Raw genomic sequence first — 12,399 nt, 5'->3', positions numbered from 1 at the left:
CCGCCAACCAAAAAATCGCCCGAAGGAAACCTGATGCCGCTCGACTACGACGCCGTGATGGGCCTGAAGCAGTTCGGCCAGCGCTATTCCTGGACCGATCGCGAGGTGATGCTCTACGCCGTCGGTATCGGCATCGGCGCCGATCCGCTGGACGAGCGCGAACTCGCCTTCGTCAACGAGGCGACGTTCACCGCGCGGCCGCTGCAAGTGGTGCCGAGCTTCGCCTCGGTGGCGGCGTGGGGCGCGTCGCCCGGCCCGATCGAGGTCAATCGCGTGCTGGTGGTCGATGGCGAGCGCGACATCACCTTCCACAAGCCGCTGCCGGCGGCGGCCGACATCACCGCCGATGTCAGCGTGATCGGCCTGTACGACAAGGGCAAGGACAAGGGCGCGGTGATCATTCGCCAGACCGTGCTGCGCGACGGGCAGGGCGAGCCGCTGGCGACGCTGAAGGCGTCGCAATTCGCCCGCGGCGACGGCGGCTTCGGCGGCCCCTCGCAAGGTCAGCCCGAGCCGCATCAGGTGCCGAGCCGCGCGCCGGATCGCATCATCGATATCGCGACGCGGCCGGATCAGGCGCTGCTGTATCGGCTGTGCGGCGATCGCAATCCGCTGCATTCCGATCCGGAGTTCGCGCGCCGCGCCGGTTTTGCGCGGCCGATCCTGCACGGGATGTGCACCTACGGCATCACCTGCCGCGGCATTTTGCAGACCTATGCCGATTACGATCCATCGGCGTTCCGTCAGCACGCCGCACGGTTCTCGGCGCCGGTCTATCCCGGCGACACCGTGACCATGGAGCTGTGGAAGGACGGCAACGTGATTTCGTTCGAGGCCAAGGTGAATGCCCGCGCCGTCACCGTGATCAAGAACGGCAAGACCGTGCTGGGATAGTTGCAAGATCGTTCTGAGCCAGATTGATGGTGCCCCGGACGCAGTGCAACGCGCCGCGTCAGCGGCGTGGTGCGCTGCAGATCCGGGGCCGTTACGAAGACTGCCGCCGGAACGGTCCCGGCTCGCGTTGCGGCATGAAGAATGCCGCACCGCGTCCGGGACACGGGCCGCGAAGCTTGCGAGATTTTCCGCGCCGAGGGTGATATTCAGAGTGCCGCGCCGGTGGTTCTGAGGCCGGGCTCCCATGACGAAACGAGATAGAGGCACTTGATGAAACTCACCCCCGCAGCCGCCGGCACATTTGCAATCGCGCCGACGCCGTTCTTCGACGACGGCCGGATCGACGAAGCCTCAATCGACCGGCTCAGCGATTTCTACACCGAGGTCGGTTGCGACGGCGTCACCGTGCTCGGCATTTTGGGCGAAGCGCCGAAGCTGGAGGCGGCGGAAGCGGAAGCGATCGCGCGACGCTTCGTCAAGCGCGCGGAGAAGTTGCAGGTCATCGTCGGCGTCTCGGCGCCGGGCTTCGCCGCGATGCGCTCGCTGGCGCGGGCGTCGATGGACGCCGGCGCGAGCGCCGTGATGATCGCGCCGCCGCCGAGCTTGCGCACCGACGATCAGATCACCGGCTATTTCCGCCAGGCCGCCGAAACGATCGGCGACGACATTCCCTGGGTGCTGCAGGACTATCCGTTGACGATCGGCGTGCAGATGACGCCGTCGGTGATCCGCAAGATCGTGATGGACAGCATCTCCTGCGTGATGCTGAAGCACGAGGACTGGCCGGGGCTGGAGAAGATCTCGACGCTGCGCGGCTTCCAAAAAGACGGCTCGCTGCGGCCGCTGTCGATCCTCACCGGCAACGGCGCGCTGTTCCTGGATTTCGAGATGGAGCGCGGCGCCGACGGCGCGATGACCGGCTACGCCTTCCCGGAAATGCTGATCGACGTGGTGAAGCTGTCGCAGGCCGGCCGGCGCGATGCTGCGCATGACCTGTTCGACGCGCATCTGCCGCTGATCCGCTACGAGCAGCAGCCCGGCGCCGGCCTCGCCGTGCGCAAATACATCCTGCAAAAGCGCGGCGTGATCGCCTCGTCGGCGCAGCGCAAGCCGGGCTCGGCGATCACCGCCACCGCCAAGGCCGAGGTGGACTATCTGCTGTCGCGGGTGGCGCGGGTCGATCCACGCGCCAATCTCGGGCCGCAGGCCGCCGCGGCGGAATAGCCGAGGTCGCACAGCGGCGGTGGGCATCACGCCGCCGCCGCGGATCTCGGGTTGCGGAATGTCCGCGCGCCGGAACCCGGCGCGGGCCGGGCGGTGCCGGTTCCCAGCGGGCGGCAAGTCGGCCTATATTGCGGCGAGCCGGAGAACCACGAACGAGCCATGGCATCGGTCATCGCAGCGTATCTGAAGCGGGCAAAGACGGTTTCGCTTTCGATCCGTCAGTTGACCTTTGGCAGCTTTCTGCTGCTGCTGGCGATCATCGTGGCGACCTCGATCGCCAGCGTGGTGGCGCTGCGGCACATCGACGCCACCTTCGGCGAGTTGCAAAGGCTGCAAAGCGTCGACGATCTCGCCGAGGAGATCGAGCGCAAGATGAGCGAAGTGCGGCTCGCGGCGCGCGACTTCGTCACCGATCCGGGCGGCCAGCCGGGCCGGGTCTGGGAGGCCACCTCGGCGCTCAATGCGCTGTTGAAAAAGACCCGGCTGGAACTGGCGCCGGATCAGCAGCAGATGATCGACGGGGTCGCGGCGCGGCTGACCAAATATCGCGAGGGCATCGAGCGCATCACCGCGCTGATCCCGCGCCGAGCCGAACTGATTGCCTCGGTGCCGCCGTTGCGCGATCAATTCGAGGCAGCCGTCGATGCGCTGCCGGATCGCGCCGTGGCGGCCAGTCTGTATCGCGAGCGCAGCCGGATCGCGGCGGCGCTGTTGTCCAACGATCTGGACGGCGCCGAACGGGCGGCCGTGAAGCTACGCAGCCTGACCGAAGCGTCGCCGGCGCTGCGCGGCGCGACGTTGGACTATTCGGATACGATCGTCTCGCTGGCGGGGGTGGAACGCGAGATCGTCGAACTCGACAAACAGGTGCTCGGCGCCGAAGGCCGGCAGATCGGCCGGGTCACCGATCTGTTGCGCGATCTCACCGCGCGCCGCGGCCGGGTGCTGTCGAAGGATTTCGCCAGGACGTTGGCGGAGGACAAATGGCAGAGCATCGTGTTCGGCACCGCCGGCGTGCTGCTCGGCATCTTCGCGGCCGCCTATGTGGTGCGGCGCACGGTCGGACCGCTGGCGGCGATCGCCGCGGCGATCCGTGCGCTGGCGGCCGGCGAGAAATACACCGCGATTCCGGCCGTCGAGGTCGAGAACGAGATCGGCGACATCGCGCGCGCCGCCGAGGTGTTCCGCAAAACCCTGGTCGACGCCGACGCCGCGCGCGAGGCGGCGCTGCACGCGCTCGCCGAGCAGCGCCACGCCGAGGAAAGCTATCGCAAACTGTTCGAGGGCTCGATCGACGGCATCTACGTCACCACGCCGGAGGGCGCGCTCGTCAACGCCAATCCGGCGTTGGCGCGGATGATGGGCTACGACACGCCCGGCGAACTGATCGCCCGGATCGGCGACATCGCCAACACCATCTACGTCAACCCGGCGACGCGCGGGCACTATCGGCAGATCATGGACCGCGACGGCTTCGTGCGCGAATTCGAATATCAGGCGCGGCGCCGCGACGGCGAGATCCTGTGGCTGTCGGACAGCGCCAGCACGGTGCGCGACGCCGACGGCCGCGTGCTGCGCTACGAAGGCGCGGTGCGCGACATCACCGATCAGAAGCGCGCCGAACACGCGGTGGCCGAAGGCCGCCGGCTATTGCAGCAGGTGATCGATACCGTGCCGGCGGTGATCAACGTCAAGGACACCGAGCTGCGCTACGTGCTGATGAATCGCTACATGGCGGGGGTGTTCGGCATCGAGGCGCAGGACGCCATCGGCCGCACCACCGCCGATCTGATGGCGCGCTACGGCGAGCGGAAAACCGACGCGAACGACAAGCGCGTGCTGGCGACCGGCGAGGGGCTCGGATTCTACGAGGAGGACTATGTCGATTGCAGCGGCGTGATGCGGCAATGGCTGGTCAACAAGCTGCCGCTGTTGGATTTTCGCGGCGATGTCGAGCGCATCGTCACCGTGGCGCTCGACATCGGCGACCGCAAACGCGGCGAGCTGGAAATGCGCAAGGCCAAGGATGCCGCCGAGGCCGCGCTGAAGAACCTCAAGGAAACTCAGAACTCGCTGATCGAAGCCGAAAAGCTCGCGGCGCTCGGCCGGCTGGTCGCCGGCGTCGCCCACGAGGTCAACAATCCGGTCGGCATCAGCCTCACCGTCGCTTCGTCTCTGGAGCGCAAGACCGCGCAGTTCGCCGCCGAGGTCGAGCGCGGCAATTTGCGACGCTCCAGCCTCAGCGATTTTCTCGAGACCAGCCGCGACGCCGCGACGCAGCTAATCGCCAACCTCAATCGCGCGGCCGAACTGGTGCAGTCGTTCAAGCAGGTCGCCGCCGATCGCAACTATTCCGACCAGCGGGTGTTCGATCTCGCCGACCTCACCGAGCAGGTGGTGATGAGCCTCAAGGCGGGCCTGCGAAAACAGAATCTGGCGCTTTCGGTGGACTGCGAACCGAACCTCGCCATGAACAGCTTCCCCGGCCCTTACGGGCAGGTGCTGACCAACCTGTTCTTCAATTCGATTTCGCACGCCTTTCCGAACGGCGACGGCGGCAAGGTCGCCATCAGGGTGCAGGAATCCGGCGACGATCACGTCGAAATTCTGTTCGCCGACGACGGCTGCGGCATGACGCACGAGGTCCGGCGTCGCGCCTTCGATCCGTTCTTCACCACGCGGCGCGATCAGGGCGGCACTGGGCTCGGCTTGCACATCGTCTACAGCATCGTCACCAATCGGCTGGGCGGCCGCATCAGCCTGAATTCCGAGCCGGGCGCCGGCACCGAGGTGCGAATCGTGTTGCCACGGGTGGCGCCGCAAGAGCTCTCCAGCGAAGCTCGCGCGGCAACCTGACGTCGCGGTCAAATCGCCGCACCTGGAATCACCCGACTAACGCGGAAGTGAAGGCAAGCGGCCATTGCGCTTGACCTGCGTCAAAGGGCATCGGCCATCCAGCATTCTATGCTGCCACGCGTAAACGGCCGCCGGGGAGATTTGACCAAAGAGATTGATCGTGATGCTCGTTCCCCCCGAAGCGGGTCCCCGGCGCGAAAACTAAGCCGCCAAACATCGCAAACAAATCCAACATCGCTGGGTGCCGCGTCGAGGCCGCGGCGGCGATGCGTTTTTCTGCAGTAGAAAGTTCTCGTGTTTCAGAAGTTCGCTATTGGCGGCCGAAAATGGATGCTGGCGACGGTCGGCGTGGTCGCTTGGGGCGGCTTCAACACCGTGATGGAAGCCACCAGCAGCCTGGAGGGCAAGCGGATTCCGGCCGCCGCGCTGGGCGCGGAAGCGGTCGACAAGGTGATGCGCGTCAGCAGCATGACCGATCCCGACACCGACCAGGTGTGGAGCGAAGGCAACCTCAACGCCTGGATCAAGAACGCGAATCTGGTGGCCGATCCGGCTGCGCTCGCGGCCTACGGCGCGGAAATGTACAACGCCGAATGCGGGCTGTGCCGTGCCGTGCCGCCGACCGGCAACTACCTCGCCAACCAGTGGATCGGCAATCTCAACGCGATGAAGCGATTCATCGGGCTCGATGACGAGCAATACCGACTGTTGCAGAGATACGTGCAGATGAATGCCAAGGATACCCGGGGGCCCCATGAATGAGATCTTGCGCTTCGATGGCGGCAACCAAGATCAGTTGGCACAGCAGTTCGAACACAGCCGGCGCAATCGCGTGCTGTGCCTGGACTGGCTGGCCAGCGTGTTCGCGGCGCCGCCCAGTCTTGACACCGTGGTGTCGTATCGAAGCTGCGAACTGGCGATCTGGCTCGATCAGCTCGCATTCGATCCGGCGTTCTCCGCCGGCATCGCCCGCATGCAGGCGGCGCTCGATCCGGCGCACGACGACGATACGCTGACGGCGCGGCTCGGCATCGCCTATGGCCGGCTGTTTTCCGGAATCGGCGGCCCCGATTGCATCGCGCCGTATGAATCGGCGTTTCGCGGCGACGGCCGGCTGTTTCAGGTGCCGACCGCGGAGATGGAGGCGCTGCTGCTGGTGCATGACGTTTCGATCGCCGGCGGTCTCGCCGAACCGGCCGATCATCTGTCGATCGAATTGACGTTGATGGCCCGGCTGATCGCGGCCGATCATCCGGCCGCCCGCGACATGCAGCTTCGGATCGGTCGTTGGGTGCCGGATTTCTGCGACACCTGCATCGCCCGCGACCACCTCGGCTTCTGGGCCGGCGCCGCGATGGTGCTGGCCGCCATCATCGATCACGATGCCCGGCTGATGCAGGCCGGCGTGCATTACTTCATTCCCGCTTAGGGGATCATCATGGCAAGCGATGTTGGCGATCTTGACGATCTTGGCCTTGGCGCGACCTTGTCCCGTCGCAGCCTGCTCAATGGCAATGTCGCGCTGGCCGCGCTCGGCGCCTTCGGGCCGTCGCTGCTGGTCGAGGGCGCACGCGCCGCAACGAGCACGGACGGCGAAGTCTTGAGCGGCTCGCATTGGGGCGGATTCCGCGCCAAGGTCGAAGGCGGCCGGATGGTGTCGCTGGAGCCGTGGGAGAAGGATCCGACCCCCAGCCACCAGCTCTCGGGCGTGCTCGACTCGGTGTACTCGCCGACCCGCATCAAATACCCGATGGTCCGCCGCGCGTTTCTGGCGAAGGGCGCCGCCGCCGAACGTGACAGCCGCGGCAAAGGTGATTTCGTCCGCGTCAGCTGGGATCAGGCGCTCGATCTCGTGGTCACGGAATTGCAGCGGGTGGACAAGACTCATGGCGCCGCCGCCACCTTCGCCGAGTCGTCTGGCTGGAACAGCCCGGGCCGGCTGCACAATTGCCAGAGCCTGTTGCGCCGGATGATGAATCTGAAGGGCGGCTTGGTCGATTCGTCGGGCGATTACGCCGCCGGCGCCGCGCAAGTCATCATGCCGCATGTGGTCGGCTCGCTCGACCCGGCGCTGACCGGCATCACCGACGGCGGCAAGGCCAAGACCGGCGCCGCCTGGCTCACCGAGAGCGGGGCTGCGAGGATTCCAGTGGCCCGCGTCGTCGACATGCTGGTCAATCCGGACAAGCCGTTCGACTTCAACGGCACCAAGGCCGACGACCCGGAGATCAAGCTGGCTTATTGGGTGGGCGGCAATCCGTTCGTCCACCACCAGGACCGCAACCGCATGGTGGAGTCGTGGAAGACGCTGGAGACCTTCATCGTGCAGGACTGCCTGTGGACGCCGACCGCGCGCCACGCCGACATCGTGCTGCCGGCGACCACGTCCTACGAGCGCAACGATATCGAGTGCATCGGCGACTATGCCGGCCGCGCCATCGTGGCGATGAAGAAAGTGATCGAGCCGGTGTTCGAAAGCCGCACCGACTACGACATCTTCGCAGCCCTCGCCGAGCGGCTCGGCAAGGGCCACGAATTCACCGAGGGCAAGAGCGAGATGGACTGGATCCGCTCGTTCTATGACGCCGCCTTGATGCAGGCGAAGGCGAAGAAATACCAGATGCCGGATTTCGACACGTTTTGGAACGGCGAGGGCGTGGCGGAATTCCCGGTCACCAGCGGCAAATCCGGTGACGTCGTCGCTTTCGAGCAGCCGCTTGGCGCTCGCCAGCCGAGCCCGCTTGATGATGTGCCGCGGGGAATGTCCGCGGAACTTCAGGAACGAGCGTAGCAGCGTGCGGCGCTGACCCCGGTTTCCCCGACCTGCCGTTCGATGGTGATCGGCAGGTCACAAGCGACGGGTCCTTGCGTCAGAGCGTGCTGAAATGGTGCCGGGTGGCAAGCAACAACGACAGCGTGACGGCCTGCTCGAGCCCGGTCACTAGCGGCGGCGGCGCCGCCGCATTTTGCTGGTCGAGCTGGCCGGCGAAGACCAGGACCAGCTGCCGAAGTCCTTCACGGGCAAGATCGTGCACGGGCAAGATCGTGCAAGCAACCAATCGGGCATCTAAATACCGGAAAGTGGCCGTTGGCGAGCAAGCTGGCGCCGCCCGGGTTAGTTCCAAATTATAGAATGTTTGCCACAATGTGGGCGGCAGAAGGGGCGGGCCGTCCATCGCAACTGACGAGACGGCGGCCCGCAAACGTGAATTTCGAGAAAACCGGGCGCGTCGAAAGCCTGGTTTCGCAAGCAAGATCATTTCATAGCGCGTTGCTATGGAGCGAGGAAACGAAACCATAATCACGCCGGCGATGCAGGTGCTGGGCCTCCAGGGCTGGCTCGTGCAGCGACCGGTGATGGCCCACGGAGAACAAGGCATGGCTACCACGATGTCGAATCGCTTCAGACTGACGATCGGTCGCAAGATCTACGCCCTCATCGGACTGGGCTTCGTCGGGCTGCTCGGCGTCACTTTTCTGGATTCCCGTGAGCTCGCGTCCGGGTTGAAGATGCAGAAGCAGATCGAGCTGAAGCATTTGGCCGAATTGGCGCTCGCCGTGGTCAAGGAAGAGCAGGCCATTGGCCAGGCCGGCGGCATCGCCGTCGCCGAGGCGCAGAAGCGGGCGCAGGCCCGGCTGGCCGGCCTGCGTTACGGCAACAATGATTACTTCTTCGTCAGCGACCTGCAGAACCGCATGGTGATGCATCCGATCAGCCCGCAGCTGAATGGGCAGGATGTCGGCGACACCAAGGACGCCGACGGCAAGCAGTTGTTCGTCGAGATGAGCGACCTTGTCCGTCGCGACGGCGGCGGATTTGTCGACTATCAATGGGCCAAGCCGGGGGCGCAGAAGCCGTCGCCGAAGCTGACCTATGTCATCGGGTTCGCGCCGTGGGGCTGGGTGATCGGCACCGGGGTGTATATCGACGATCTCCATGAACAGACCTGGACCGCGACCCAGCGCTCGCTGATCGTCGCGGCTTTGGTGGTGCTGATCACGCTTGCGGTGTCGATCTTCATGGCCGGCCGGATCACCAAGCCGTTGCATCTGATGACCGACGCGATGAAGGCGCTGGCGGGCGGCAAGCTCGACGTTGCCGTGCCGGGGATCGGCCGCAGCGACGAAGTCGGCGAGATGGCAGAGGCCGTCGAAGTGTTCAAGACCAATGCGGTGGCGCGGCAGCGGCTCGAGGCCGAGCAGCACGAGCTGGAGGCGCGCGCCGCGGCGCAGCGCAAGGCCGATACCAACAAGCTCGCCGACGATTTCGAAGGCGCGGTCGGCGAGATCATCCACACGGTTTCTTCGGCTTCGACCGAGCTGGAAGCATCCGCCGCGACCCTGACCTCGACGGCCGAACGCTCGCAGCAGCTCGCCACCGTTGTGGCGGCGGCCTCCGAGGAAGCCTCGACCAATGTCCAGTCGGTGGCCTCTGCGACCGAGGAGATGACTTCGTCGGTCCATGAAATCAGCCGTCAGGTGCAGGATTCCGCCCGCATCGCCCATGAGGCCGTCGATCAGGCGCGCAAAACCAACGACCGGGTCGGCGAATTGTCCAAGGCCGCGGCGCGGATCGGCGACGTCATCGAACTGATCAACACCATCGCGGGGCAGACCAATCTGCTGGCGCTGAACGCCACCATCGAAGCCGCACGCGCCGGCGAAGCGGGGCGCGGCTTTGCCGTGGTCGCCAGCGAGGTCAAGGCGTTGGCCGAGCAGACCGCGAAAGCCACCGGCGAGATCGGCCAGCAGATCACCGGGATTCAAGCCGCGACTGAGGATTCCGTCGCGGCGATCAAGGAGATCAGCGACACCATCGGCAAGATGTCGGAGATCGCCTCGACCATCGCCTCGGCGGTGGAGCAGCAGGGCGCGGCCACCCAGGAGATTTCCCGCAACGTACAACAGGCCGCGCAGGGCACCCAGCAGGTCTCGGCCAACATCAGCGACGTGCAACGCGGCGCCAGCGAGACCGGATCGGCCTCGTCCGAAGTGCTCTCGGCGGCGCAGTCGCTGTCGCGCGACAGCAATCGGCTGCAGGACGAGGTCAGCCGATTCCTCCGCACCGTCCGCGCCGCCTGATCGCGGTTCGCGCACGACCTGTCGATCCGCTGCGGCGGATCGACGAGGGGGCCGGCTGGCTGCCTGGAGCGCATCGGGCGACGTGGCTCGGAGGACGCCGGCTCGGCGGCGTCCCGGGTGACGGCTGCTCCGACGAAGTATCAAGGCTGCCCTTTGCAGCCGCCCAGCGGCGGGCGCGACGCTCGCCAGACGGCTACACATTCTCTGTGTAGCTCAGTGTAGCGATCGGTAAAATAATCCTGCGCGGCCATCTCTGTCGGCCTGGTATTCATACTAAATAATCTCCTGTCTTAATTCGTACATTTACGAAGATGTGAGATTTGCCGCCCTAACTCCTCGCAGAGCGCGGCCTGCGGCAGATTGTCTCCCCCCTCCGCAGATGCGCGCCGCTTGTTTCGGCCGGCCACGCCGCCCGACCCGTCATCGTGCTTTGCGAGGAACTCATGTTGCGGTTTATTCAGAACGTTCGGATTGGCACCAAGCTTTGGATCGCGTCTGCGCTCGGCATTCTGCTGATCGGCTGCATGATCTACGGGCAGGTGACAGGCAGCGCGAGGGTGCGTCAGGCCCAGGACAACAGCGTTCGCGTGTTGGCGCTTGAGGGGGCCGCTGCCGAGGCCAAGGCGTCGATGCGGGGCATGCAGGTCGGCTTGGCCGCCATCGTGCTCGCGTCAAACCCGGAGGCGATGCGCGCGGCAAGCGACTCTTTCGCCGCACAGCAGAAGTCCTCGATCCAGTTCACCGCAGAGCTGGCCCAGTCGGTCCGGCTCCCGGAGAACAAGCAGCGCACCGCTCGGCTGACCGCGCTGATCGGGGAATTCGCCGGCGCGACGCAGCAGATCGCTGCGTTGCGCGGCGAGGTCCATGCCCTGGAGGTCGGCGCCATGGCGGCCGCCGAAGCTTCCACCGAGGCGGCCAAGAAGATCCGCGCGCTCAACGACAAGGTGGCGCTGATCCGTAAGGACAAAGTGACGCCGATCGCGGCGGAAATGGAGCGCCTAAACGAAGAGCTGATTGCCTCGAGCAAGCGGCTCAGCGAGCACACCACCGCCGCGGCGACCGAGGAAGCGATATCGGTCGAACGTTGGGCGCTGGCGATCGGCATCGCCAACGCGCTGTTGATGATCGCCACCTCGATCTTCACCTCCACCACGATCGCGCGGCCGATGCAGGCGTTGAGCCGGGCGATGGCCGAGCTGGCCGACGGCAATTTCGGCGTGGTGCTGCCGGGGCTTGGCCGCAAGGATGAGATCGGCGACGTCGCCAGCGCGGTGGAGACGTTCAAGATCAAGGCCGAGCAGAAGGCGCAGGCCGAGGCCGAAGAAAAGGCGCAGCAGGATCAGTCCGCCGCCGCCCAGCGCAAGCGCGACATGATGAAGCTCGCCAACGAATTCGAAGGCGCGGTGGGCGAAATCGTCGAGACCGTGTCGTCGGCCTCGGCGGAATTGGAGAGTTCGGCCTCCACCCTGACCTCGACCGCCGAACACGCCCAGCATCTCGCCACGATGGTGGCCTCGGCTTCCGAAGAAGCCACCACCAATGTGCAGTCGGTGGCCTCGGCGACCGAGGAGATGAGTTCGTCGATCACCGAAATCAGCCGGCAGGTGCAGATGTCGGCGCGGATCGCCGGCGAAGCGGTGCAGCAGGCGCAAAAGACCAACAACCGGGTCGGCGAGCTCGCCAAGGCGGCGAGCCGGATCGGCGACGTCGTCGAGCTGATCAACACCATCGCCGGCCAGACCAATCTGCTGGCGCTGAATGCGACCATCGAAGCCGCCCGCGCCGGCGAGGCCGGTCGCGGCTTCGCGGTGGTGGCTTCGGAAGTGAAGGCCTTGGCCGAGCAAACCGCGAAAGCCACCGGCGAAATCGGCCAGCAGATCACCGGCATTCAGGCGGCGACCCAGGAATCGGTGGGCGCGATCCGGGAAATCGGCGACACCATCAGCAAGATGTCGGAGATCGCCTCGACCATCGCGGCCGCGGTCGAACAGCAGGGCGCGGCGACGCAGGAAATCTCCCGCAACGTTCAGCAGGCCGCGCAGGGCACCCACGAGGTGAGTTCGAACATCACCGACGTGCAGCGCGGCGCCAGCGAGACCGGCACCGCCTCGTCGCAGGTGCTCTCGGCGGCGCAGTCGCTGTCGCGCGACAGCAATCGATTGAAAGTCGAAGTCGGTAAATTCCTGCAGACGGTGAGGTCAGCCTGACGCAAGCCTCAGGGTTGCGCCCTGGTAATTTTACGAGCCTGACGGGAGAAATTTTAACGGGTTACGGAACAAATGAACTGGCTGGCGCCGGTTCCAATTTCGACCCGCATGGGAAGTCGGGACGCGCTTGCAACGC

General features: G+C 65.6%; 9 protein-coding genes. 8 read left to right on the top strand and 1 reads right to left on the bottom strand.

Features of this window, described 5'->3' with window-relative positions; translation table 11 throughout:
• Nucleotides 1-33: 33 nt before the first annotated feature.
• The 6 genes from RPC_RS17005 to RPC_RS16980 all read left to right on the top strand — a co-directional run bounded on the left by RPC_RS17005 (nt 34) and on the right by RPC_RS16980 (nt 7,765).
• Nucleotides 34-894, top strand: coding sequence for a MaoC/PaaZ C-terminal domain-containing protein (locus RPC_RS17005; RefSeq protein WP_011473814.1), 861 nt, complete (start codon nt 34-36; stop codon nt 892-894).
• A gap of 270 nt (nt 895-1,164) precedes the next feature.
• A complete protein-coding gene (locus RPC_RS17000; protein WP_011473813.1) occupies nt 1,165-2,118 on the top strand; it encodes a dihydrodipicolinate synthase family protein in 954 nt (317 codons plus the stop codon).
• Nucleotides 2,119-2,277: 159 nt separating this feature from the next.
• Nucleotides 2,278-4,974, top strand: a complete 2,697-nt coding sequence (locus tag RPC_RS16995) for a PAS domain S-box protein (RefSeq protein ID WP_011473812.1) — start codon at nt 2,278-2,280, stop codon at nt 4,972-4,974.
• 294 nt (nt 4,975-5,268) lie between these two features.
• On the top strand, nt 5,269-5,736 hold the full coding sequence (locus RPC_RS16990) for a hypothetical protein (RefSeq protein ID WP_208855621.1): 468 nt from the start codon (nt 5,269-5,271) through the stop codon (nt 5,734-5,736).
• Nucleotides 5,729-6,403: a TorD/DmsD family molecular chaperone gene (locus tag RPC_RS25130; protein ID WP_011473811.1), complete on the top strand. Its 675-nt coding sequence runs from the start codon at nt 5,729-5,731 to the stop codon at nt 6,401-6,403. Before RPC_RS16990 ends, RPC_RS25130 begins: the two co-directional genes overlap by 8 nt.
• 9 nt (nt 6,404-6,412) lie before the next feature.
• Entirely contained in the window at nt 6,413-7,765 is a 1,353-nt protein-coding gene (locus tag RPC_RS16980; protein WP_011473810.1) for a molybdopterin-dependent oxidoreductase, read from the top strand.
• Between the two features lie 79 nt (nt 7,766-7,844).
• On the opposite strand, the gene RPC_RS26285 is transcribed toward RPC_RS16980, so the two are convergent.
• Nucleotides 7,845-8,009: a hypothetical protein gene (locus tag RPC_RS26285; protein ID WP_157043234.1), complete on the bottom strand. Its 165-nt coding sequence runs from the start codon at nt 8,007-8,009 to the stop codon at nt 7,845-7,847.
• A 343-nt stretch (nt 8,010-8,352) separates the two neighbouring features.
• Here RPC_RS26285 and RPC_RS16975 point away from each other — a divergent pair, with 343 nt between their 5' ends.
• On the top strand, nt 8,353-10,056 hold the full coding sequence (locus RPC_RS16975) for a methyl-accepting chemotaxis protein (protein WP_011473809.1): 1,704 nt from the start codon (nt 8,353-8,355) through the stop codon (nt 10,054-10,056).
• A 443-nt stretch (nt 10,057-10,499) separates the two neighbouring features.
• Nucleotides 10,500-12,263 carry a methyl-accepting chemotaxis protein gene (locus RPC_RS16970; protein WP_011473808.1) on the top strand — a complete coding sequence of 588 codons (1,764 nt, stop codon included), beginning with the start codon at nt 10,500-10,502 and terminating at the stop codon, nt 12,261-12,263.
• The last annotated feature ends 136 nt before the right edge of the window (nt 12,264-12,399 follow it).

Source organism: Rhodopseudomonas palustris BisB18 (assembly GCF_000013745.1).
Classification (GTDB): Bacteria; Pseudomonadota; Alphaproteobacteria; order Rhizobiales; family Xanthobacteraceae; genus Rhodopseudomonas_A; species Rhodopseudomonas_A palustris_F.
The sequence above is the reverse complement of the archived record's forward strand: the minus strand, read 5'-3'. Positions and strand labels throughout refer to the sequence as shown.